Raw genomic sequence first — 25,069 nt, 5'->3', positions numbered from 1 at the left:
GAAAAAGGATGGCTCACCGCGCTTTACCAGCGAACATAGGAGCCATCCTTTTTCGATGGAGAAGGCTTGTTGTAAACTCCTTTAAACGACTGACAATAATATGAACTAAATCGATGGGGCAACCTCTATTCTGGCGCTTTCATATATGCCTGTCTCGGATGATTCGGTTGGTCAGGATATTTCAAGCAAATTTTCCCTTCCTCTAATAATTTCCCTAAATAGTTGTTCCTTAATCCGTCCGGTGTTCTCTCCAACAGAGCCGCTAATTCCTTTAACATCAGCGGTCTTAGCGCACAAAGCTGCAAAATAATATTTTCCATCACACTTGGAGGCAATCGTTTTTTCCTTCTCGCCAACTCCGCAATGTTCCATAGTTTTTCATCGATTTCGCTCTTCTCTTTGTACAGATCAGATGAAGATGGTTCATTATTTATGGAGTCCGAACCTTTATTTATGAAGTTAGGTTCGTTATTTACGGAGTCAGCATCGTTATTTACGAAGTCAACGCCGTTATTTATGGAGTTTGGCGATTTATTTACGGAGTTGTCTTGTTTATTTACGGACTTTTCTTCGCTATTTATAGAGCTATCTTCGTTATTTACGGAGTTTTGTTGCTTATTTATGGAGTTCAAGTCTTCTTCCGTTAATGTAAGATCCATTTCACTATCATCATGCTGTTCTATATCTTGATATATATCTGTTTCATATGATGCAGCTGTTTCATCTGGAAAATCGAACGGATATAATATCACGACAGTTCGTTCTGGATTCGAATGTTGAATAAATTCAGGCTGCTTGTATTGAGGGTTGCTCCATGTTGTAACAATATGCTTTAACCCGAAACCAGCCCGCTTGCAAAGACCGATCAAAATAAACATTTTAAACAAATTCGGATTGCGAAGATTGCTCATATGACCGGAAAGAGCAGAATCAATCGGAATGCGAAATAATCCTGGATTGGCAAAGCGAAACACACCGTTTTCTTTTTCTACAATAATCCCGCCTTCTCCTAAATAATCCGCATGAACAATCGCGTTTACAAGCGCCTCGTGCAGCGCAATTTGCATGGAGCGATCCATATCATTATTTTTAAGCTGTGAGATCACTTTAAAATAAAAATCGTATAAGTTGCCAGACCATGTACCATCTTGAGAGGTGAATCGCTTTGTCCAATCGTTCGTTACTATACCGTTCAAACTTTCCCGATATTCGAGAAAATATTGCGGTAAAACTTCTGTAATAATCCGTTCCTCACTAAACATCAATAACCCTGCTAATGTAACTCCTTCTTTGCTGCTATCTCGCAATTTTCCCCATGCACCGATCTTGTATAAAAATTCTTTCGTCTCCAACCCATTCCATGGATGGTTTGGCTTGACAGCTGCAAACTTTTCCCGGTAGCTTTTCACCGATTCAAAATTTAATTCATGCAGTCCATAGTGTTCCAAAATGGAACTATCATGCCAAACAGTTGAATTCCCATCATAAAAACTTGAATATTTATTCACTTCCGATCTTCCTTTAATTATTATTTTATAAAAATATTTACTTCCTTCTTTATTCTTATTGTATCATCTTTCGTTTTCGTTGCGTGTAGTTGCCAAAAAAAGAAGAAAGAAGATGCCCAACACGTTTATTGCATGTTGGAAAATAGATGGATAGTTTTTCTAAAAGTGAGCAAAACTAATATAAATTAAAACACAGTAAGGGGGATTTTGTTACATATGCTATCTCTTCCTTCATCACTAGAGCCGTATTGGCGGACATCTGTCAAGCTTCCATCGTTTCCGAAACTAGAAGAAGATATTCGCACCGATGTCGCCATTATCGGCGGAGGAATTTCTGGTATCACGACCGCTTATTTGCTCGCTAAACAGGGAGTGCGCGTCACTTTATTAGAAGCGGATCGTCTTCTGAACGGAACGACAGGGCATACGACCGCGAAAATTACTGCTCAGCATGATATCATTTATGATGAATTAATCAACCACCTTGGACAGGAAAAGGCGAAACTGTACTACGAAGCATGTACGGAAGCATTGCGTTTTATTCGAAGTACAATCGAACAAGAAGCGATTGACTGCGATTTTATTGAGCAAGATGCATATATATACACCAATTCCTCCTCATCGTTAACAAAATTAATAAACGAATGGAAGGCGTATGAAAAGCTTGGCATTGACGGAGCGTTTGTTGAATCGATTCCTCTTCCGATCCCTGTGAAAGCTGCGGTGTTGATGAAAAATCAAGCGCAATTTCACCCGCTGAAATACTTAATGAAACTAGTCGACGCTGTTGTCGAGGCAGGTGGAAAAATCTACGAATACACGCCCGCCGCCGATATCGAGCAAGGAGCGGCGCTTGCCGTCGTCACCCGCGACAAAAAACGGGTTACGTGTAAACATGTCATCATTTGTTCCCATTTTCCGTTTTATGACGGCGGCTTTTATTTTTCACGCATGTACGCAGAGCGCTCTTACGTATTGGCAGCCAAAATAGCGGAGCAATACCCAGGCGGCATGTATTTGAGCGCTGATAACCCGAAGCGGTCCATCCGCTACACAACGATGAACGGGGAAAACTTGATTTTAATCGGAGGCGAAAACCACAAGACAGGACAGGGCGTCCCGACGATGCGACATTACGAGGCACTGCAAAGCTTTGCCTCTCAGCTATTTACCGTCACTGACATCCCATACCGTTGGTCGGCGCAAGATTTAACGACACTTGATAAAGTTCCTTACATTGGAAACATGACCGCAGGCACGCCGAACATCTATGTCGCGACAGGATACCGGAAATGGGGGATGACCAACGGGACAATCGCGGGGCTATTGCTCAGCGACTTAGTCATGGGACGCAACAACCGCTACCATGACTTATATACGCCGTCGCGCTTTTATGCCGATCCGAGCGTCAAACATTTTCTCACGCAAAACCTTGATGTCGCCAAACACCTCATCGAAGGAAAAGTGGAGGTGGTCGTCCGCAATCCGGAAGACTTGGCAAACGGCGAAGGCGCAGTTGTTGTCGTGAACGGGAAACGTGCCGGTACGTATAAGGACGAAAACGGGACATTGTTCATCGTTGACACGACATGCACCCACATGGGATGTGAACTGGAATGGAACAGCGGCGACCGCACATGGGACTGCCCTTGCCACGGCTCGCGATTCTCCATTCACGGCGATGTCATCGAAGGACCGGCGAAATATCCTTTAAACAAAATAGAGGACGATCCATCATAACAAAGGGCTGCCCGATAAGGCGGCCCTTTGTTGCATCTGCAAACTATATCATTATGCTAATAGAATGCTCTTACATTTGTGCTCTTCGTGATCAGTGCAAAACGCCTTTCTTTTTTGTATAATCATATCAGGCACATTGTATATAAAAGGGGTGATTTCCGTGCAAATCGAACCAATTTTTCTCACTCCTATTTTTCAAGAGCGAATTTGGGGCGGCACGAAATTGGCGGATGAATTCGGCTATTCCATCCCGTCAACACACACAGGGGAATGCTGGGCAGTTTCCGCACATCCAAACGGACAAACCGTGATCAAAAACGGGCCGTTTCAAGGAATGACGCTTGGACAATTATGGGAAGAGCGACGCGACTTATTCGGCCACTTTCCATCAGACCGTTTTCCTTTGTTGACGAAAATTTTAGATGCCAACGCTGATTTATCAGTGCAAGTGCATCCTGATGACGCATACGCACAAAAACATGAAAATGGCGAATTTGGAAAAACAGAATGTTGGTATATTATTGACTGCAAAAAAGATGCGGAACTTGTTTACGGACATCATGCGAAAACGAAAGAAGAACTGAAAGAAATGATGGAAACCGGTCAATGGGACAAGTTGCTTCGCAGAATTCCGATTAAACCTGGCGACTTTTTCTATGTCCCTAGCGGCACAATTCACGCCCTTTGCGAAGGGACGCTTGTCTTAGAAACACAACAAAGCTCTGACACAACATACCGCGTCTATGACTATGACCGCGTCGACAGCAACGGGAAAAAACGCGAACTGCATTTAGACAAAGCGTTAGACGTCATTACCGTTCCACATCGCGACGCGAATGTTCATCCGAACATCACCCAAGTTGACGATGCCACCATTACAACATTTATCGAAAGCGACTACTTTGGCGTACAAAAATGGGAGATTAATGGAACTGTCAACTTGGACCAAACGAAACATTTTCTCATCGTTAGCGTCCTTAATGGAGAAGGCAAGCTAGTGTCGGAAGGCGGTTCATACGATCTAAAAAAAGGGGATCATTTCATTCTTCCATATCAATTTGGGCGTTTTTCCATAAACGGAACGCTCGAAATGATTGCTTCATGGCCTCTAGTACAAAAAGGAGCTGCCTCTTAAATATGAGACAGCTCCCTTTCTTTTTACGATATAATCAATCTTCATTTACCGCTTTAGCATGGGAAGTTGGATATTCTTTTTCCCAAAAGTCCGCGCCGGTAATGCCTAGTTTCACCGGATCAAAGACTGGGTCTTTGCCAGCCTTTTTCTGTTCTTCAAAATCTTTAAGAACTTTTAATGCTGGTTTCGTTAATAAAAGAATCGCGATAATGTTGAGCCATGCCATGCTTCCGACACCGATATCGCCAAGTGCCCAAGCGAGTTTTGCCGTTTTGACGCATCCGTAAAACACTACCCCTAAAATCGCCACTTTTAACGCATATTGCGGCCAGCTAGCTTTCATTCTCCTTGTAATATACGCTAAATTTGTCTCTGCCATGTAGTAATACGCCATAATGGTCGTAAACGCAAAGAAAAATAGAGCAATCGCAACAAATGGAGCACCGAATCCTGGGAATACCGTTTCAACTGCTTTCTGCGTAAAAATAGGTCCCGGCTCTACATCGCCAAGTTTTTGCACAATCGGCGCCTTTCCTTCCGGTGTCACGTTATACATGCCGGTAATTAAAATCATAAATGCAGTTGCCGAACAAACAAACCATGTATCGACATAGACTGAAAATGCTTGAACTAAGCCTTGTTTTGCTGGGTGCGACACCTCTGCGGCAGCGGCTGCATGCGGTGCAGTTCCTTGTCCCGCTTCATTGGAATAAATTCCCCGTTTGACTCCCCACGAAATTGCGGCACCAAGAATTCCTCCAAACGCCGCATCCATACCAAAGGCGCTTCGGAAAATTAAGCTGAGTACATGAGGGAGTTCGGTAATATTCGCAAATACGATAAATAAAGCCACTATAATGTATCCTAACGCCATAAATGGAACAATCAATTCGGCCGCACGGGCAATCCGCTTCACACCCCCGAAAATAATGGCGCCTAAAAGAACGGCAATTCCGATTCCTGTAATCGTCGGACTGATGCCAAACGCGTTTTCCATTCCCGCGGCAATGCTGTTGGCTTGCACACCCGGCAACAGCACCCCGGTCGCCAACACTGTAACAATAGCAAACAATACCGCATACCATTTCATTTTTAGCCCTTTTTCAATATAGTAGGCTGGTCCGCCGCGAAACTGACCGTCCTGCTTCGTTTTATACACCTGCGCGAGCGCTGCTTCCACAAAAGCGGAACCTGCCCCTACGAAAGCAATGAGCCACATCCAAAATACGGCACCAGGACCTCCATATGCAATAGCAGTCGCGACACCTGCTATGTTTCCTGTCCCAACCCGTCCGGACAACGCGAGCGATAAAGCCTGGAAAGAAGAAATTCCTGCTTCAGAGCTCTTGCCTTGAAACATTTGTTTAATCATTTCTTTCATATGCCTCACTTGCAAAAAGCGAGTGAGCAACGAATAGAAAAGACCGGTTGCCAAACAAAGATAGACTAAATATTTGCTCCAAATAATGCTGTTTAACCAATTCACAAATTGTTCCATATTCATCCCCCTGTATTTACTATAATAATATTTATTATAAAATATTTTAAATTTTCTTTTAATAGTAAAAATTAAAAAAGGTTCTGGGATAAAGAACCTTTTTTACTTCATATTTGTTCCAATTTTGCAAACCGCTGCAATGTTCCGAGCGGTTTGAGTAACATAATACCGAGCATTTGCTAATGCTTTTTCTAATGGAATAATTCCCGGGACAATGCTATAAAGCGCATCAATTCCATAGCTTCGCACAACATCGCTGTCATCGGATACAGAGCCGGCGATGGCAATGACTGGAATATTGTATCGCTTGGCCGCTTTTGCTACGCCGATCGGCGTTTTTCCAAAAATCGTCTGCCTATCGATTCGTCCTTCCCCCGTAATCACTAGCGATGCGCCTTGAATTCGTTCATGAAAATTCACCGTTTCTAACACAATCTCCACTCCGCGCTTCAGCTTCGCCTCGAGAAAGGCAAGCAATCCAGCGCCAAGTCCTCCAGCCGCCCCGGCACCAGGAATATCTTTTACTTGCTTTCCTAACACTCGTTCAATGACATCCGCATAGTGCTTTAAATTGTTATCCAGTGTCGCGACCATTTCGGGCGTCGCTCCTTTTTGTGGACCGAAAATCGCCGAGGCGCCTTTTGGACCTGTCAACGGATTGTCAACATCGCACGCAACTTCAATTTTTACACATTTTAACCGTTGATCGAGTCCTGACAAATCAATGTCGGCAAGCTCGGATAAGCTCCCGCCCCCTGGTCCGATTTCCTGTCCATGTCGGTTTAAAAGACGCCCGCCAAGCGCCTGAATCATGCCAGCCCCGCCATCGTTTGTCGCGCTTCCACCGATGCCGATAATAATATGCTCGGCTCCTTCATCTAGCGCAGCGAGAATCAATTCCCCTGTCCCTCTCGTTGTCGTCACAAGCGGATTTCTCTTTTCACTCGGAACAAGGTGCAATCCAGAGGCGGCCGCCATTTCAATGACTGCTGTTTTTCCATCCCCAAGCATGCCAAAAAAGGCTTGGACACGATCCCCAAGTGGTCCTGTCACTTCCGTTTTCACAATTCGCCCGCCTGTCGCATCGACCAATGATTGAACCGTCCCTTCTCCGCCGTCTGCCATCGGAATTTTCACGTATTCCGCTTCAGGAAATATATCGCGGAACCCTTTTTCAATCGCGTTCGCCACCTCAAGCGCGGATAAGCTTTCTTTAAACGAATCTGGCGCAATAATCACTTTCATCCTCTTTCCTCCTCATTGTGATTATGAAAATCATTGGAAGACTCCGAAAATCAGCATCGATACGACAGCCAGTGTCAAGCCGATGAGTGACTCATACGGAATTAGTTTCAGCCGTTCTTTGACCTCCATATGGACGCTGCCCGCTGTCGCGTGGAAGAAGCTTCCGTGCGGCAAATGATCCAATACGGTCGCCCCGGCATGAACCATCGCTGCCCCGGCTAATGCGGAAATACCTAGACTTATCATCGTTTCACCAAATACACTGCTGGCAACAGCTGTTCCCGCCGTCGTGGAAGCAGTCGCCCCAGACATCAAAATCCCGGAAATCGGCGCCAGCACGTATGCTGGTAACCCGAAATGATCCAAACCGTTAATGATAACATCTTTTAGCGAGGAATTGGCAACAATGCCCGCTAATGTCCCTGTTCCGACTAACATGATGGCAACGTCAGACATTTTGGATAACCCGGATATGGCATAATCATTCAACTTCTTCCCTTTTTTCATCGCCAACGCACCAACGATACCGCCAACCGGAAGGGCGATCATTGGGTCAATCGCAATATCAAACAACGGCCGCAATGCAAGCAATACTATCGCGACAAGCGGAGCAATAATAGCCGCAAAGAACGAAGGAGTTTGTCCGCTGCTTTTTCTTTCCTGCACGTCATAAATAAGCGTTCCTTTTTGCGCAAGTTTTCTGGCGATGATATACGTAACAGCGAGCCCGAATATTGCTGGAACGGCTCCAGCTGCCATTAATGATGTCAGCGGAATATGGAATGCATCCGCAGCAGCGATGGCGTTCGGGTTCGGTGACATAATGTTCCCCGCCTTCCCGCCGCCAATCATCGCCAGCAAAATCGCCGTTTTTGATAAGTTGGCGCGGCTTGCGATCGCTAACGCAATCGGCGCAACGGTAATGACTGCGACATCCACAAACACGCCGATCGCAGTCAGCAGCGCTGTCGCCACTGAAAGCGCAAGCAAAGCCCGCGTTTCCCCAAGCTTTCGAACGATCGTTTCAGCGATCGCTGCCGCTGCCCCCGATTCCATTAAAACCCCGGCTAACACTCCTGCCGCCAAAATACGCAATACCGCAGGAATCATTTCTTTTGCTCCATCCATCATCACCGTGACCGTATCTGTCACGTTTCCCCCGCCAATGATTCCGCCGACAAAAGCACCAGCAATCATCCCGTAGGCGGGGGAAACTTTCCGTAAAATCAACACAATGGCAACAACCAGTGCTACGATGGCTCCTGCGGCGCTTACTTGAATATCCATAACAGATTCCCCTTTCATACAAACAACGCCCTCATGAACATGACCAATTTTCTCTTTATCTCCAAAACCAATAATGATACCTTCTCATTCCATCACATCTATATTTCTCCCTAAAATCTTCATCATCCGATTAACGATAACCCCTTTGTAAATGGATACAACACATCTCCTTCCTTCTTCAACATTTTCACAATAATCGCTTCAATTTTCTTTTTTATCATAATGATTGTAAAAATAAGAAAAAGGAGTGTCAAATATGGTTCAAACGAAACGATGGATGACAGGCGTCATGAACAAGACAACATCAAGTAAAAAGGATTCTTCATCACTCTCATGATGAAGAATCCTTTTTGTTACTTATTCTCTTTTCCCACTGCTTTTTTTATGATTATCGGTTTCTCTTCCAAGCTGGAAAACGGCATTGCCTCCATGTTTCGATAAGTAATATTTTCAGGATCCAACCCATTGCCTAACGAACCGTAAACATGTCCTTGCCGCGGCTCGATCAGCTCGTTTTGCTGATAATATACTCTCGGTGTTTTCCAAAGCGCGGCTAACGCTTTTCCCATTGGCAATTCGTGATACCGATCCGGCCACATTCGTTTAATGTGCTCCTTCACTAACGGGTAATATTTCGAGCTCATCGCTGGAAACAGATGATGTTCGGTATGATACGAGAAGTTAAAGTGAAGCACATCTATCCACTTTGGCACCGTTACGGTAAGGCTGTTTGCCAGCGGATCATTTACCGGCACTAACGGATTTAAACGATGGTTCGTAGAGATATAGCTCATCACAATAAAATTAGCAATCAGCAAAGGCAACAAAAAGGCAAAAAACCAACGCTCAAATCCAATGAAAAACAACAGCCCAATCCATGTGGACCATGGCAGGAAAAACTGAAGCAGCACCACACTGCGATTTTTCGGCTGAAAATCTTTGAAGAAATAGATTAACATCTTGATAGAATGAAGCGTAAACATAACAGACAATGAACTAAAAGCGAAAAACGCACGAATTGGAAACGGAATTTTGTATACCCAGCGCAATAGACGGCTTTTGGCTAACCTTTCTAAACTAGGCCATGCATCCGGATCCATTTCTTCATCTTGTGTGTGTACATGATGAGTCACATTGTGCCATTTTCGCCACAGCTTCGGACCTGTGCATAGCGGCCAAAATGCGATTGCGCCAAGAATATCACGCAGCCACGGCTTTCGTACGACCGTGCCGTGCAAAATTTCATGTCCTAAAAACCCCAATGCCGCAAAGCTGAAACCTAACACAACAGCTAGGAGGAGATTCCATACCGGATGAAGATGCAAGAGAGAAACAGCGAGGATGCAGCCGATGGTTAACGACAAATAAGCGAAACCTCCAAATAGGCGGGACGGAACAGGTTGAAACGCCTTTTTCGGCAAATGTGGAGAAATCCTGGCGGCATACCAACCGAACGTATGAAACTCTTTCATTGAATAGCTCCTTTCAAATCCACCTTCGATTGACAAGCAACCGCTCGTAATCTCACCTTTCGGGTCATCGCATCGATTCAATGCTTAAAATCAATGAAGGGTATTATATTTCATAACCATATACGTGGATATCAAATCAGACAATTACATATCCATCATTCATTATTGGTTATTTAAAACTCATGCTAACACTTTTTAGCTTGTCCTGTCAATAAATTATTATGTAGTTCTATGACTTAGTATTAAACGATGATGTATAAAATTTGGTTCATCACCAAATTTTGTGATTTAGTGACAAAAAAGAGAAAGCACTAACGAGATCCTGGCAATAATGTTAGCGACGAAACAAACATTAAGGAGGTCTCGTAAGTGCTTTCTATATCACTAGGATTGCCAGAATTTAAAGTGATTAAACAAGAACTTCTTTCCTATGGTTATGCGATTCATGTAGAGAAAACAGAGACACAGGAACGTTGCCCTCATTGTGGGTTTGCCACTTCCTCTGTCCACGACAGACGGACAAGAAAAGTACGGGATTTGGCGATTTTCCATCAGCCGGTGTACTTGTTCGTCAAGGTAAAGCGCTATCGGTGCCGGAATTGTTCCCCAGTGTTTTCCGCCTCTCCTGAGTTCATTAAATTACAGCTTCAAGAGTTCCTGGAATTGAAAGAATATTTATCGGTTTTGGAATTTAGGCAACTTCTTGTTACTTCTATTGAAAGAATAGAAGCAAACAAAAAGGAACTTCAAAATATTTACTTTTCCTTTATAGCTCACATTCCAGATAGAGACTTGGATCCTACAGATCCAAGCCTACATAGTACCAACAATAAAACCCCTCTTCTCTTGAAAGGGTTATATTTTAAACCTAACCATTACCTATTTGTGATACGGTTCCCCCCGGTTAATCCGAAACGCACGGTAAATTTGTTCAAGGAGAATGAGACGCATCAGCTGGTGCGGGAACGTCATTTTGGAAAACGATAACGCTTCATCGGCGCGCTGCATCACTTGTTTGCTTAAGCCGAGCGAACCGCCGATGATAAAGGCGATTTTGCTTTTTCCGTAAGTGGCAAGTTTGTCTAGGCTGGCGGCAAATTGCTCGGACGATTTCATCTTTCCTTCGATCGCTAAGGCAATCACATACGCGTCATTGGGAATTTTCGCTAAAATGCGTTCCCCTTCCCGCTGTTTAATTTGCTCCATTTCTTGTTCACTTAAATGTTCTGGCGCTTTTTCATCAGGAACTTCAATGATATCAACTTTCGCATAACTGGATAATCGTTTTTTATATTCGTCAATCCCTTGCATCAAATATTTTTCTTTTAACTTACCAACAGAAATAATGTGAATATGCACAACTCATCCCCACTTTACAAACAAAATATCAACAACATTTATCCACATATACACAGTATATATCCACATATTGTGTAAAAAACATTAGTTCCCCACTATATATACGGCTTTATTCGTACAAAAATCGCATGATTTCTCTGACTTATCCACAGAAATAAACGAAATATTCGGCGCTTGTTCCATTTTATCCACATACATGTCGATGGCTATATCGATATGTTCTTCACAGCAGAAAAACATGTTCTCATCTCCTTTTATCCACATGTGGAAAAAGAATAAGGAGCGAATATAGCGCTCCTTGTTTTTTTATTTATGGTTAAAACGATTCTTTCTCTAATTTTATCGTCACTGTATGTTTTTTTCCGTCTCGATAAAATGTTACTTTCATTGTATCGCCAATCGATTTTTTTGTGTACAAATATTTTCTTAAATCTAACACATCACGAATTTTGTGATCATCTAATGCTACGATCACATCAAATTGCTTTAATCCCGCTTGCGCTGCTGGAGACATTGGCACTACTTGAATGACAGCCACACCTTCTGTTACATCTTTTGGCAAGTGCAAGGTTGCTTGCAAATGATAAGAAGAAATATCGCTTAAGGAGCGAAGTTCTACCCCCATATATGGGCGGCGTACTTGTCCGTATTTTTCTAAATCTGAAATTACCGGAATCGCCGTATTGATTGGGATGGCAAATCCAATTCCCTCCACTGCTTCTTGGGCAATTTTCATGGAGTTAATGCCAATAACTTGCCCTTGAATATTGACAAGGGCGCCACCGCTATTGCCCGGGTTAATGGCAGCATCCGTTTGCAATACTTCTGCATTCCAATCCGGAGTACCATCTTGGTCTAAGTCAACTTCTACGGTTCGATTCGTTCCTGATATAATTCCTTGCGTAACAGAGCCAGCGAATTGCAACCCAAGCGGATTTCCGATCGCAATGACTGGTTCTCCCGGTTTGACTGTATCTGAATTGCCAAACTCAGCTACTTTTTTGACATGCTTCGCATCAATTTCCAATACTGCTAAGTCCATTAACACATCGCTTCCCAACAGCTTCGCTGGCACTCTTGTTCCATCTTTTAAGCTTACTTCTAATTCACTGGCGTTTTCGACAACATGATGGTTCGTCACAATAAATGCTTTCCCATTTTCTTTTTTATAGATGACGCCTGAACCAGTTCCCGCTTCTCCGCCCTGCGACCAAAAGTTCGCTGCTTGAATGTTTACAATGCCAACAACCGCATCGGATACTTTATCAATCGCTTTTGTTACTTGGCTTGACACATCGACAGAAACTTGTTGCCGTATAGCAGGTTCTTTTGCTGTTTCTTCATTTTGTACCTGTTCACTCTCTCTCGGTGTAACTTGATAAGGAAGCACATTCCATTTTGAAAGAGCTGGAACAGAAATTACTACTAATAACCCTCCTAAAACAGCGCCAACTAACGCGGAAAAAAACCAGCGGCCACGGTTTCCCTTTTGTTTTTGCTGGTATTCGTAGTGATCATCGTAATATCCCATGCGCATCAACCCTTTCAGCAACGATAATTGTTCAATAAGAAAGCATATCTATTCCCATTATACTCTTTTAAAGAATAGAAAATCCATTTATCAACACATAGACGTGCTGATGAACCAACACTCATGACAAACATATTTACCTATTTTTGACGAAATGGCGATTATACATACACAAGTTTCGTTGCTATTTTCGGGTCAGTATCATATAAATCAAACTGATCTCCGATTGCCAATCCTCTGTTTGCCAACGTTTGCGCCACCGTCATCCGAGCCAATTCCTTTATATTATTATCCTGACTTAGATGCGCTAAATAAATTCGTTTTGTGCGGTCTCCGATCACATCGGCTAACGCTAGCCCCGCCTCTTCATTAGAAACATGACCAACATCGCTTAAAATGCGGCGCTTGACGTTCCACGGATACTTTCCCATTCGCAGCATTTCCACATCATGATTGCTTTCAAAAATAAATACATCGGCATTTTTGATCGTCCCTTTCATCCGATCGCTAACATAGCCTGTATCCGTAATTAACGCAAGTTTTTTTCCTTCATGATAAAATACGTAAAACATCGGCTCTGCCGCATCGTGTGATACACCGAACGACTCTACATCAAGATCGCCAAAAGAACGCACTTTGCCTAATGGAAAAATAAACTTTTGCTCGGTGGGAATATCGCCAATTAACCCTTCCATTGCCTTCCACGTTTTTTCATTCGCATAAATAGGCAGTTTATACTTTCGGGCAATGACGCCTAATCCTTTAATATGATCGCTATGCTCATGTGTCACTAAAATCGCCGTTAAGTCACGCAAATCGCGATCAATTTGCTCGAATAATTGTTCTAATTGCTTTCCGCTTAATCCCGCATCGACAAGCAGCCTCTGTTGTCCTGTTTCTATATAAAATGCATTTCCTGTACTGCCGCTTGCTAAAACGCTAAACTGCATCGCCATTTTTCTCACTCCAAAATTTTTCCTTCATCATTAATGATTTGTCCTTCGAATGCATTAATAAAATAGTCTTTTTTTCCATTAATGACGATATGCCACGTCGGCGTTAATACTTGAGAAGTGGTAAACTGAACCAGGCCGTAATATCCTAGTTCAACCGATGTGACGCGGTCCCCGGGTTGTAAATACCCTTTTTTGTATAACGTTTCAATTGCCTTAATAGCTGGGACGATATCTTGTTTTCTCTCATATTTTTGTAAATCATCTAACATCGTTTGTTCATACGATACCGCTTCGCTTTTTTCATTTAAATGTATCAATAGTTTACTGCTTTCATTATTGTAAATTATTTTTCCATCATACGTTTGGTAGCAAACGACGGTATTTGACTTTTCGTCAAATGTCCAAAACGTATACTTTTTTCCATTGACAATATGCCGCTGTAAAAATTCTTTCAATCGATATGGATCTTTGAAATTTAACGATATCGGATGAATAAATGTCCCTTTCAAAGCGGTTCCATCGTTTATCGTCACCTTTTGGCCAGGCAATTTTTTTATTTCTTCATCGGTAAACTTTTTGCTTTCCCCGCTGACATAAGTGGCTTTCGTTATTTCTTTTGGAAGCTCTACATAAGTGATGCCGTTTGCCTCCAATTGTTCTTCAATCGTTGTTTCCAAAATGACATCTAATTGGCTGCTATTTCGCTTTTCCATAAATTGATATCCTAAAAAACAATCGAGGATGAGGAACGTAATAATAAAAATCGTTTTTGTTTTACTCCAATCCACTTACGTTCCCTCCTCTCTTTTTGCTGTCTTGTTCTTTTTCTTGGTCATCTAAAGGTATCTTCTTCCACGTCTGACCGTATAAACAAAACCATGATGGTTCTAAAATAATCACTTTTTCTCGTTCCGGATCTTTTATCAGCTCATATCCTACCACAATATCTTTTACTAATTCTTTTTTAAATCCCTCCATCATTTCTATTTTTTTAATCACTTCATGACCGGATAATAACGTCCTTGGCACATTCACACGGTCGGCAACTTCTAAACGAAATAGAGGACGCTGATATTTTACAAGATCGCTGCTTCCCCATATTTGTACTATTTCAGACATGCCATATTCGTTAAATACAGGGTGGTTGTTGACTATTAGGCGAAATACGACGGTCCGTTCGTCCTCATTCCATCTAGCAAAGCGATACATATCGGTCCAGCCGCCATGCTCATTGACAAAGTCAATGCTCTTTTGAATTAAATTATCGCTTTTTTGATTCTCGCTACCGTTCAATGTCCGCGCTGCTGGGTTTACATATAACAACATTCGCTGTAAAAAATCAACATCCATTAATCGCGATCCATCGGTATATTCCTCGCCAAATGTAATTAAATCTTTTTTCACAAAACTAGGATCGCTAAACAGCGCCTCTTTAAATTTATCAGAGTCAAGCTCGTCCGTATAATATTGAAGACGATTCATTGTGACCTCTTTTTCAGGCAAAAAAATTTGCTTTGTTTCATTAATTACATAAGGAAAATAACGAGGGTATTTATCTAATTCCATTGCTAGTTTGTTAATTTCAGAAAGTGATACGTCCGTTGCAATTGCTTTATATACCCTGCGTTTTTCCGTAGAAATAAAATAAATAGAAAGCTCGTCCTTGTTCGCTAATGGAATGATTATACGGTCAAAACTAATATGTTTTATTCCTTTGTCTTCAATTTGAAAAATGGAACGATAAACATCAATAGGGATGCTATCGGGATAAACGAGTTCTAGTCTCTCTTTTTCGTGTAAAAACGATAAAAATTTTCCTTTTGGAATCGTATCGGAAATGTTTTCAAAATCATCAATGGACCATTTTTTGATTTCTTTTAAAATCTGGTTTGCTTCTTCTTCTTGTACAATTCCATAATGAGCATTATTTTTATGAAACAACAGCTGTGAAGGTTGAACAATCATCGCTGGATCTACTTGGGTGTTGCTGACGGAAACGTTCTGAACGTACTCATCATTTTGCAAAACATCGTATTTTGGGTGGTATGTCCATAATACAAACGTCAGCACAATACTCACTAATACTAAAAACGTCAACACGACTGTTTTTGCTGCTTCATACATCGTCCCAGTCATCCTTTTGATCTCTTTCCAACGGTAAAGTAAAGAAAATCGTTGTTCCTTTATGCTCCTTACTTTCCGCCCAAATGGTTCCTCCATGAGCGATCACCAATTCTTTCGCAATTGCTAATCCTAACCCTGTACCGCCGAGTTTGCGTGATCTTGCCTTATCGACACGATAAAACCGTTCGAACACTTTCGCGAGATCCGCCTTAGGAATACCGACTCCTTCATCGCTGACACTCACAATAATTTCATCGGCAAGCTCTCTAACGCGAAACGTAATTTTTCCGCCTTGTGGAGAATATTTGATGGCGTTGGAAATAATATTATCTAATACTTGCGTAATTTTATCTTTATCGATTTCAATAAAAATCGCTTCTTTTGGGATTTTTCGCACAAACGTAATGTTTTCGCTTTTTGTCAATTCAAAACGGTCAATCACTTTATGAAAGTACTCCGAAAAATTTACCCATGATTTATTTAGCTTATAATCTTTACTGTCCAGTTTAGAAAGCTGTAATAAGTCATTGACTAAGCGAATCATTCGTTCTGTTTCTGTTTGTACTACTTCGATAAATCGAGGAGCAATCGCTTTATCTTGCCAAGCTCCTTCCGCTAGTGCTTCCAAATAACTTTTCATTGTTGTTAACGGAGTGCGAAGCTCATGTGAAACATTGGCAACAAATTCTCTACGTTCGCGGTCAATTTTTTCTTGTTCCGTAATATCATGCAATACGACAATTAATCCATTAACAAATCCTGTTTCTTTTTGAATCACAGAAAGTGATGCACGCAAAATATATAGCTCTTCATCCGTACTAAAATCTAAAATGAGCGAATCTTGCTCCTCCAACAGTGTTTCAAACGTATATTGGTCACCAATTCCAAGCACATCGATAATGGAACTCGACAGTACCGTTTCACGTGAAACATTCAAAATGTTTAAGGCGGCATCATTAATGAGTATAATTTTGCCGCGGCGGTCCGTGGCAATTACTCCGTCCGTCATATGTGTTAATACGGATTCAAGCTTACGCCGTTCCCCTTCTGTTGTCGCTTGAGCTTCTTGCAGCTTTTTCGTTAAATTATTAAACGTCATTGCTAATTGTCCGATTTCATCATAACCGTAAATTTTTACTTTGCGGGAGAAATCTCCCTTTGTCATCGCTAACGCTTGTTTTCGCATATCTGAAATCGGACGAGTAATCGTGCGTGACAAAAGAACACCGAGTACAGCCGTAATAGCAAGAGCAATTCCGGTTCCCGTTGCTAAAATTGTATTAATTTGTTTCATTTGTGAGAATACGTTCTCCATCGAAGCAATGATGTAAATAACTCCCTTTATTTCTCCACTCGATTTAATTGGAGTAGAAGAAATATACATACGGTGTCCTTTCTGATCTATGAACATTTGATCGACGATTTCCCCAGTCACAAGCGATCGCTTCACATAAATTTCCGTTGTCCGCTTTCCAACGATATTTTGCATATATGGATTCGATGTAGCTAACACTTTGCCTTTATGATCGATGACACGGACTTCAGAAATGTCATCGGAAACAAAATCACGGAGAAGGGAGCGGATATCTTCTTCTAACATCGGACTTTTCGAATCCCTTTCTTTATTCATCGCTTGTTCCACATTATACGCTAATAGCGTCACCCGTTCATTCAGGGAATTTTTAAAACTTTGCACTAACTCCGTTTCTAGCTTTCTAACAAAATAAACACCGATAATTTGCATCGCTATGAGAATAAGCAAAACGTATATAACGGCAAACTTGAAATGAATCGAACGAAATGGGCCTACTTTTTTCATTTGTTTTCGTTACTCCTGTTCTGGGTTGCGCAAATAATATCCGACTCCCCGTCGTGTGACAATCCATGAAGGGTGTGATGGATTATCTTCAATTTTTTCGCGGAGACGGCGCACCGTGACATCAACAGTACGAACATCACCGTAATAATCGTATCCCCATACGGTTTGCAACAGGTGCTCCCTTGTCATGACTTGTCCAATATGTTTTGCCAAATAATGCAGCAATTCAAACTCGCGATGCGTTAATTCAATCGTTTCTCCTCGTTTCGAAACGATGTATGCATCAGGACGAATGACAAGAGAACCGATAATAATTTCATTCGTATCGTTCGTTTCTTCCTGTGCAACAATTTGTGTATGACGGCGTAAATTCGCTCTTACCCGCGCTAACAGCTCTCTCGTACTGAACGGCTTTGTTACATAGTCATCCGCCCCTAATTCTAAACCAAGTACCTTATCAATCTCTGAATCTTTTGCAGTTAACATAATAATTGGCATATCGTATTTTTTCCGTACTTCCCGACAAACTTCCATACCGTCTTTTTGTGGAAGCATAATATCAAGCAAAATAAGATCCGGCATTATTTCCTCGACTTTTTGCAACGCTTCTTCTCCATCGTAAGCACAAATTACCTCATATCCTTCTTTTTGCAAATTAAATTGCAAAATATCCGCAATCGGCTTCTCATCATCAACAACGAGAATTCGTTTTTCCATCATTCTCTTCACATCCTTCCTTTTACGATGGAATCAGAAATAGATTTACCATTATTAATTTATCATGTTATCAAAATGAAATCACTCATAACCATTTGCCATTTAAAGAAGAAACAAAAAGAAAAGCATAGATACATTGCTGCATCTACGCTTTTATTATACATATTATAAATATTTCACGCATATACGCTGCGAACAACATTTGTTTGCGAACGATCTGGACCGACAGAGAAAATCGATAACGGAATGCCTGTTAATTGAGAAATGCGTTCTACATAATGGCGGGCGTTGACTGGCAGTTCGTCCAGACTTTTTACACCAGTAATATCTTCTGACCATCCTGGAAGTTCCTCATAAATTGGCTCACATTCCGCTAGCACTTTTAAGCTTGCCGGAAATTCTTCGATCACTTTTCCCTTATAGCGATAAGCAACACATATTTTTAACGTTTCAATACCGGTAAGAACGTCAATCGAGTTTAACGATAAATCTGTAATACCGCTAACCCGACGAGCATGGCGAACAACAACGCTATCAAACCAACCGACACGGCGTGGACGGCCTGTCGTTGTTCCATATTCACGGCCGACTTCGCGGATGCGGTCGCCAATTTCATCATGTAATTCTGTCGGGAATGGACCGTCGCCGACACGAGTCGTATACGCTTTTGCAACCCCGACGACATGTTTAATTTTCGTTGGTCCGACGCCAGCACCGATCGTCACGCCACCAGCGACTGGATTTGAGGAAGTAACAAATGGATAGGTTCCTTGGTCAATATCAAGCATGACGCCTTGTGCGCCTTCAAAGAGAACACGGCGCCCTTCATCAAGCGCGTTATTTAACACTACAGACGTATCGCAAACATATTTGGCAATTTGTTGTCCATATTCGTAATATTCATCTAAAATATCTTCTAGCTTAAATCCTTCGACGCCGTATACTTTTTCAAAAAGGACATTTTTCTCTTGCAAATTACGAGCCAATTTTTCTTCAAATACTTCGCGATCTAACAAATCGACAATGCGGATGCCGACGCGCGCCGCCTTATCCATATACGCAGGTCCGATCCCTTTTTTTGTCGTGCCGATTTTGTTTGCGCCTTTCCGCTCTTCTTCGAGTTCATCCAGTTTTAAATGGTATGGCAAAATAACATGCGCACGATTGCTAATGCGTAAATTATCAGTTGAAATGCTGCGATCGTGCAAATATTTCAACTCCGCCACTAATGCTTTCGGGTCAACTACCATTCCATTTCCGATGACACAAATTTTATCTTTATAAAAAATTCCGGACGGAATTAAATGCAATTTATACTTCTCTCCATTAAAGACAATCGTATGCCCAGCATTGTTTCCGCCTTGGTATCTTGCAATGACCTCCGCATTTTCTGATAAAAAGTCAGTAATTTTCCCTTTTCCTTCATCGCCCCATTGCGTCCCGACAACGACGACTGACGACATGGCGAGCACCTCCACCTTTAACTCGATATAAACATTGTAAGTGTAGCAGTTTTTCAAGGGAAAGTCAATAAAACACGAACATTTATATATATTAATCATTTATTATTCGTGTATGAACCTCTCCTACCTTCATTCCATAAAGAGGTGGGAGTTTCTTACTACCTCCATCGAAAAAGCTTCCGCGTAGAAGAAAGGTGATCTCCTTCTACTCGAGCCTGCATCGGGAGGCTTCTCGTGAAAATGAAAAAAATATAAGGTGCCTCTAAAAAAGCGGCACCTGTTCTTCGTTATGCTCCTGGCGGAATTTGCGCATCATCAAAACGGCGTTCCAAATTAACGAACTTGTTGTATTCTTTAATAAATGCAAGCTGTACGGTCCCGACTGGGCCGTTCCGCTGTTTGGCAATAATGATCTCAATAATATTTTTATTCTCCGAATCTTTATTGTAATAATCGTCGCGGTATAAAAAGGCGACAATATCCGCATCTTGCTCGATGCTTCCGGATTCGCGGATATCGGACATCATCGGCCGCTTATCTTGGCGCTGCTCGACGCTTCGAGAAAGCTGGGATAAAGCGATCACCGGCACTTCTAATTCACGAGCCAACGCTTTTAAAGAACGGGAGATTTCCGAAACTTCTTGTTGGCGGTTTTCTCTATTTCTGCCACTTCCTTGAATGAGCTGCAAGTAGTCGATGACAACCATGCCAAGACCGCTTTCTTGCTTTAAGCGGCGGCATTTGGCGCGAATATCGCTGACACGGACGCTAGGCGTATCATCGATATAAATGCCGGCGTTCGACAAGCTTCCCATCGCCATCGTTAGCTTGCCCCAGTCTTCCGGCGTTAACCTCCCTGTCCGTAAATTTTGCGCGTTGATATTTCCTTCCGCACACAACATCCGCATCACTAGTTGCTGGGCGCTCATTTCCAAACTAAAAATCGCGACGTTTTCATTCGTCTTTGTCGCTACGTTTTGCGCAATATTTAAAGCAAATGCCGTTTTCCCTACAGAAGGCCGGGCCGCAACAATAATAAAATCGCTGCGCTGAAATCCCGATGTCATGCGGTCAAGCTCGGTAAATCCAGTCGGGATTCCCGTCACCTCGCCTTTTCGATTATGGAGCATTTCAATATTATCGTACGTCTGCACAAGGACATCTTTAATATTTTTAAATGCGCCTGAATGTTTGCGCTGTGAAATCTCCATGATTTTCTGTTCTGCTTCGTCAAGCAAAACATCTACTTCATCTTCTCTTGTGTAACCGTCTTGCGCAATCGACGTGGCGGTGCGAATCAAGCGGCGCAACACCGATTTTTCTTCCACGATGCGCGCGTAATATTCAACGTTTGCCGCCGTTGGTACAGCATCGGCCAGTTCGCTTAAATATGACACTCCGCCGACTTCTTCCAATTGCTGCGTATCGGCAAGCTCCGCCGTCACTGTGACTAAATCGACAGGCTCTCCTTTATCCGCAACGCGAAGCATCGCATGGAAAATTTTTTGATGGGAAGCACGATAAAAATCTTCCGGAATTAAAATTTCCGAAGCTAATGTTAAGGCGGAAGGATCAAGAAATATAGCACCTAACACAGCCTGTTCCGCCTCGATGCTTTGCGGAGGAATTCGTTCTGAAAATAGATCGTTCATGTGATTTCACCACCTTTTTCCCCCGTTTTTCCTGCCATAAGAAAAATGTGATTATATGAGGAAAACATCCTCATAAAATCACATTTTATTCTCATGTTACCGATATTGATGGGGAAACGAATTTACTTTTGTTCGGTCACATGTACTTTTAATGTTGCTGTGACTTCCGGATGAAGTTTTACAGGTACATTCGTATATCCTAATGAACGAATGGCATCGTCCAGTTCGATTTTACGCTTATCAATTTTAAGTTGGTGCTGGGATTGAAGAGCTTCAGCAATTTGTTTGCTTGTAATCGATCCAAATAAACGACCGCCTTCCCCAGCTTTCGCGGACAATTCCACCGTTATTTGTTCTAGCTTTTCTTTTAATTGTTTTGCTTTTGCAAGCTCCTCTTCCGCTTGCCGTTGTTCTTTTCGTTTTTGCGCCTCTAGCGCTTTTATGTTTGCTGGTGTTGCTTCAATGGCAAGCCCTTGTTTAAAAAGGAAATTGTTTGCGTATCCGTCAGCGACGTTTTTAATTTCCCCTTTTTTTCCTTTTCCTTTTACATCTTTAAGAAAGATGACTTTCATGATTCCTTACCTCCTTCTAGATAATCATCAATTGCTGCTCGCAGGCGCTGTTCTGCTTCTTCTATCGTTATATCGGAAAGCTGTGTAGCAGCATTGGTTAAATGGCCGCCTCCTCCTAAGCTTTCCATAATGATTTGAACATTGATATCTCCTAAGGAGCGAGCACTAATGCCAATCGTTTGGTCCGTTCGCTTTGAGATAACAAACGAAGCAACGACTCCGCTTAATGTTAATAGCGTATCAGCCGCTTGGGCAATTAACACTTGATCATATGTTTCTGTTGGATCCCCTTTTGCAATGGCGATTCCTCTCGAATCGATAGACGCATTTTCAATAATTTTTGCCCGCTTTACATAATTTGTGATACTTTCTTTTAGCAATTTTTGCACTAAAACAGTGTCAGCGCCTTGAGCACGTAAATAAGAAGCAGCATCAAACGTCCGTGAACCTGTGCGAAGCGTAAAACTTTTCGTATCAACCACAATTCCTGCAAGAAGCGCCGTCGCCTCCAGCATCGACAGCTTCATCCGTTTTGGCTGGTATTCTAACAGTTCAGTCACCAGTTCAGAAGTGGAAGACGCATATGGTTCCATATAAACAAGAATCGGATCATTAATAAATTCTTCACCGCGACGATGATGGTCAATAACAACAATATGATCTGTACGGTATAATAATCTTTCTTCTACGACTAATGAAGGACGGTGCGTATCAACAACAATAACCAACGTATCCTCTGTAACCAACTCAAGCCCTTGTTCTGGCTTAATAAATCTTGACCATAGCTCCGAATGCTTTTTCAATTCCTCAATTAAACGTTGTGCCCCAGAATTCGTTCGTGCCGTATCAATGACGATAAATCCCTCTTTTTGATTGGATTGTACTAACTTTAAAATTCCGATAGCAGCTCCAAGTGCGTCCATATCTGGGTATTTATGCCCCATAATCAGCACTTTGTCGCTTTCTGTAATCAATTCCCTAAGCGCATGAGAAGTGACACGGGCACGAACCCTTGTACGTTTCTCCATTGGATTGGTCTTTCCACCATAAAACTTCACTTTCCCGTTGCCTTGTTTAATGGCAACCTGGTCGCCGCCGCGGCCTAGCGCTAAATCTAAACCGGATTGTGCCAACAATCCCAATTCCGGAAGCGATGATACACCAGTGCCAATCCCAATACTTAACGTTAACTGGACATTATATTTCATCGTCTGTTCACGGACTTCGTCTAAAATGGAAAACTTGCTTTTTTCCAATTGCTTGAGAATATGCTCATTCAAGACAGCGATAAACCGCTCGGACGACGTCCGTTTTAAAAATAGCCCATAATCATTCGCCCATTTGTTCAAAATGGACGTCACATGGCTATTCATCTGGCTTTTCGCCTGGTCATCCATTCCTTGTGTAATTTCATCATAATTATCAAGGAAAATAATGGCCAATACTAATCGTTCTGCCTCATATTGTTTTTGTAATTCTACCTGCTCCGTCACATCGAAAAAGTAAAGAAGCCTTTCCTCGCGTCTTATAATGACTTTAAATTGCCTTCCATGAATGTTAATGATTTCTTCATTTATTTGCTCCTGCTTCAATAAAGCGACTAATGGATCAGAAAGATCATATAACGAACGGCCTATTAACGTCTGCTCTTTAAAGCAAGAAGCTAAAAATTGATTCGCCCATTCTACCTCATAGTCATCATTAATCAACATGATTCCAATGGGCATTTCCATTAATGCTTCTTCGCCAACTTTTTTAATTCGATACGACAAGTTGGAAATATATTGCTCAAGCTCTGCATATAATGACCGTTGTGAATGGATCACGTAATAAAGTACAAAACCAAGGAGCAAAAAGCTAACTATCCCTAATATCCATTGAAAATAAAACAAAAACGCTGCAAAAACAACCGATAATGCAATAAAAGCGTATAAGGGATAGCGATACGCTTTCCTTTCATAAAAATGAGACATTCAAAAGTCAGCTCCTACATAGAAAAATAATCTGCCTTATTCAATTATCATATGCGTTTTCGCAAATCAAATCCTAAATCAATTATACCTAATATCGCGATAAGATAAAGTAAAAAAGGCAGGAATAAGCATAGGATCGTTCCACCGATCACGATTCCTTTCGGTACATTCTTTTTATTGGCAGCATAATACAAGAAAGAAAACCCTTGAACAATAAAAAGCAGCTGTAATAAATAATATACGTTTAAAACGGCAAGATAGGCAAATGTTCCTTTTTCTAACGGAATGAATGAAATAACAAGCACGAGCAAATAGCACCATAATAAGCTTTTTGGTAATGTAAAATCACGAAACGGAGGCCACGTGCCGACTGGCAGCTTTAATCGTTTTAAAATTGGGATAGAGACGGCCATTGTTGCGTAGGCAAGCAAGAAAGCAGCGATGACAAACAACGTCGGGGTTACGTATTTTATAAGTTCCAATCCTTGTTCAAATTGTTCCTGTAATTGTTTTGTCGGCGTTTGCCCCATTCCTTTCATAATTTGCATCGCGGTCTCAAATGATTGGCGAAATGCTGAGAGCGTTTCCTGAATGATATCCATCTGCAAAAATTTTACGGAGATGACATAATCGATGACTATGTTCATAAGAAATATAAGCACGCTCGTCAGTAAAATCATATAACGGCTTTTATTTTTGGCAAGCATTCCCCCAATCGCAATCCCTGCTGTTCCAAACATCAATGCAACCGGCAAGGAAAGAAGCGAACCAATCAGCGTAGAAATAATAAGCGAAGCCACAAGCAAAAGAAGTGCATATGCATAACCGTGCCTCATCGTAAAAATCATAAACGGCAGCGATAAAAATAATATAGCAATCATCCCTAACAGCGGTACATATAGGGAAACTAAAAATAAAACGGCAAACAGAGCAAGCTGAATCGCCGCCTCCGTAATGATGTGCGTTTTTCGCAATTTTCCATTCTCCCTCCTTACGTCCATCGTATCACAATGACGGA

Annotated in this window: 20 protein-coding genes and 1 pseudogene; 3 read left to right on the top strand and 18 right to left on the bottom strand. The window is 41.9% G+C overall.

What is annotated here, in order from left to right:
• Nucleotides 1–125: 125 nt before the first annotated feature.
• A complete protein-coding gene (locus tag FNL97_RS00205; protein WP_143414756.1) occupies nucleotides 126–1,508 on the bottom strand; it encodes a DUF8451 domain-containing protein in 1,383 nt (460 codons plus the stop codon).
• 216 nt (nucleotides 1,509–1,724) lie between these two features.
• Between FNL97_RS00205 and FNL97_RS00200 the strand changes: the two genes are divergently transcribed.
• Both FNL97_RS00200 and manA read left to right on the top strand, forming a co-directional pair.
• Nucleotides 1,725–3,248 (top strand): FAD-dependent oxidoreductase, encoded by a 1,524-nt coding sequence (locus tag FNL97_RS00200; RefSeq protein WP_143414755.1) that lies wholly within the window; start codon nucleotides 1,725–1,727, stop codon nucleotides 3,246–3,248.
• A gap of 160 nt (nucleotides 3,249–3,408) precedes the next feature.
• Entirely contained in the window at nucleotides 3,409–4,383 is a 975-nt protein-coding gene (gene manA / locus FNL97_RS00195; protein WP_013877703.1) for a mannose-6-phosphate isomerase, class I, read from the top strand.
• A 34-nt stretch (nucleotides 4,384–4,417) separates the two neighbouring features.
• Here manA and FNL97_RS00190 read toward each other — a convergent pair whose 3' ends face one another.
• The 4 genes from FNL97_RS00190 to desB form a co-directional block, all read right to left on the bottom strand.
• A complete protein-coding gene (locus FNL97_RS00190; protein WP_143414754.1) occupies nucleotides 4,418–5,881 on the bottom strand; it encodes an alanine/glycine:cation symporter family protein in 1,464 nt (487 codons plus the stop codon).
• Between the two features lie 102 nt (nucleotides 5,882–5,983).
• On the bottom strand, nucleotides 5,984–7,126 hold the full coding sequence (locus FNL97_RS00185) for a glycerate kinase (RefSeq protein ID WP_143414753.1): 1,143 nt from the start codon (nucleotides 7,124–7,126) through the stop codon (nucleotides 5,984–5,986).
• 30 nt (nucleotides 7,127–7,156) lie between these two features.
• Nucleotides 7,157–8,413 (bottom strand): GntP family permease, encoded by a 1,257-nt coding sequence (locus FNL97_RS00180; protein ID WP_143414752.1) that lies wholly within the window; start codon nucleotides 8,411–8,413, stop codon nucleotides 7,157–7,159.
• 353 nt (nucleotides 8,414–8,766) lie between these two features.
• Nucleotides 8,767–9,885 (bottom strand): Delta(10) desaturase DesB, encoded by a 1,119-nt coding sequence (gene desB / locus FNL97_RS00175; RefSeq protein ID WP_143414751.1) that lies wholly within the window; start codon nucleotides 9,883–9,885, stop codon nucleotides 8,767–8,769.
• A gap of 369 nt (nucleotides 9,886–10,254) precedes the next feature.
• Between desB and FNL97_RS18645 the strand changes: the two are divergent.
• Nucleotides 10,255–10,509 (top strand): annotated as a pseudogene (locus FNL97_RS18645) (transposase family protein); the annotation flags it as partial.
• Between the two features lie 255 nt (nucleotides 10,510–10,764).
• On the opposite strand, the gene rlmH reads toward FNL97_RS18645, so the two are convergent.
• The 13 genes from rlmH to FNL97_RS00105 form a co-directional block, all read right to left on the bottom strand.
• Nucleotides 10,765–11,244 (bottom strand): 23S rRNA (pseudouridine(1915)-N(3))-methyltransferase RlmH, encoded by a 480-nt coding sequence (rlmH, locus tag FNL97_RS00165; RefSeq protein ID WP_015865398.1) that lies wholly within the window; start codon nucleotides 11,242–11,244, stop codon nucleotides 10,765–10,767.
• Between the two features lie 84 nt (nucleotides 11,245–11,328).
• The gene (locus FNL97_RS00160; protein ID WP_143414750.1) at nucleotides 11,329–11,484 is read right to left on the bottom strand and encodes a CxxH/CxxC protein; all 156 of its coding nucleotides are present in this window, start codon (nucleotides 11,482–11,484) and stop codon (nucleotides 11,329–11,331) included.
• Nucleotides 11,485–11,560: 76 nt separating this feature from the next.
• Nucleotides 11,561–12,775: a S1C family serine protease gene (locus FNL97_RS00155; RefSeq protein WP_015865400.1), complete on the bottom strand. Its 1,215-nt coding sequence runs from the start codon at nucleotides 12,773–12,775 to the stop codon at nucleotides 11,561–11,563.
• Nucleotides 12,776–12,936: 161 nt separating this feature from the next.
• The gene (yycJ, locus tag FNL97_RS00150) at nucleotides 12,937–13,731 is read right to left on the bottom strand and encodes an exodeoxyribonuclease YycJ (RefSeq protein WP_015865401.1); all 795 of its coding nucleotides are present in this window, start codon (nucleotides 13,729–13,731) and stop codon (nucleotides 12,937–12,939) included.
• A 5-nt stretch (nucleotides 13,732–13,736) separates the two neighbouring features.
• Nucleotides 13,737–14,519, bottom strand: coding sequence for a two-component system regulatory protein YycI (locus FNL97_RS00145; protein ID WP_143414749.1), 783 nt, complete (start codon nucleotides 14,517–14,519; stop codon nucleotides 13,737–13,739).
• A complete protein-coding gene (locus FNL97_RS00140; RefSeq protein ID WP_143416262.1) occupies nucleotides 14,506–15,855 on the bottom strand; it encodes a YycH family regulatory protein in 1,350 nt (449 codons plus the stop codon). The genes FNL97_RS00145 and FNL97_RS00140 overlap by 14 nt, the downstream gene beginning before the upstream one ends.
• Nucleotides 15,848–17,674 carry a cell wall metabolism sensor histidine kinase WalK gene (gene walK, locus FNL97_RS00135; protein WP_143414748.1) on the bottom strand — a complete coding sequence of 609 codons (1,827 nt, stop codon included), beginning with the start codon at nucleotides 17,672–17,674 and terminating at the stop codon, nucleotides 15,848–15,850. Before walK ends, FNL97_RS00140 begins: the two co-directional genes overlap by 8 nt.
• Before the next feature lie 9 nt (nucleotides 17,675–17,683).
• Nucleotides 17,684–18,391, bottom strand: a complete 708-nt coding sequence (gene yycF, locus FNL97_RS00130) for a response regulator YycF (protein WP_062754555.1) — start codon at nucleotides 18,389–18,391, stop codon at nucleotides 17,684–17,686.
• A gap of 176 nt (nucleotides 18,392–18,567) precedes the next feature.
• On the bottom strand, nucleotides 18,568–19,854 hold the full coding sequence (locus tag FNL97_RS00125) for an adenylosuccinate synthase (protein WP_143414747.1): 1,287 nt from the start codon (nucleotides 19,852–19,854) through the stop codon (nucleotides 18,568–18,570).
• 287 nt (nucleotides 19,855–20,141) lie between these two features.
• Nucleotides 20,142–21,506, bottom strand: coding sequence for a replicative DNA helicase (gene dnaB, locus FNL97_RS00120; protein WP_062679392.1), 1,365 nt, complete (start codon nucleotides 21,504–21,506; stop codon nucleotides 20,142–20,144).
• Nucleotides 21,507–21,628: 122 nt separating this feature from the next.
• On the bottom strand, nucleotides 21,629–22,078 hold the full coding sequence (gene rplI / locus FNL97_RS00115) for a 50S ribosomal protein L9 (protein WP_143414746.1): 450 nt from the start codon (nucleotides 22,076–22,078) through the stop codon (nucleotides 21,629–21,631).
• Complete coding sequence (locus FNL97_RS00110; RefSeq protein ID WP_015865409.1) at nucleotides 22,075–24,051, bottom strand: DHH family phosphoesterase; 1,977 nt, start codon at nucleotides 24,049–24,051, stop codon at nucleotides 22,075–22,077. The genes rplI and FNL97_RS00110 overlap by 4 nt, the downstream gene beginning before the upstream one ends.
• Nucleotides 24,052–24,098: 47 nt before the next feature.
• A complete protein-coding gene (locus FNL97_RS00105; protein WP_143414745.1) occupies nucleotides 24,099–25,025 on the bottom strand; it encodes a YybS family protein in 927 nt (308 codons plus the stop codon).
• Nucleotides 25,026–25,069: the final 44 nt, after the last annotated feature.

It is taken from the genome of Geobacillus sp. E263 (genome assembly GCF_007197795.1).
Lineage (GTDB): Bacteria > Bacillota > Bacilli > Bacillales > Anoxybacillaceae > Parageobacillus_B > Parageobacillus_B toebii.
This window is presented reverse-complemented; position numbering and strand designations above follow the sequence as displayed.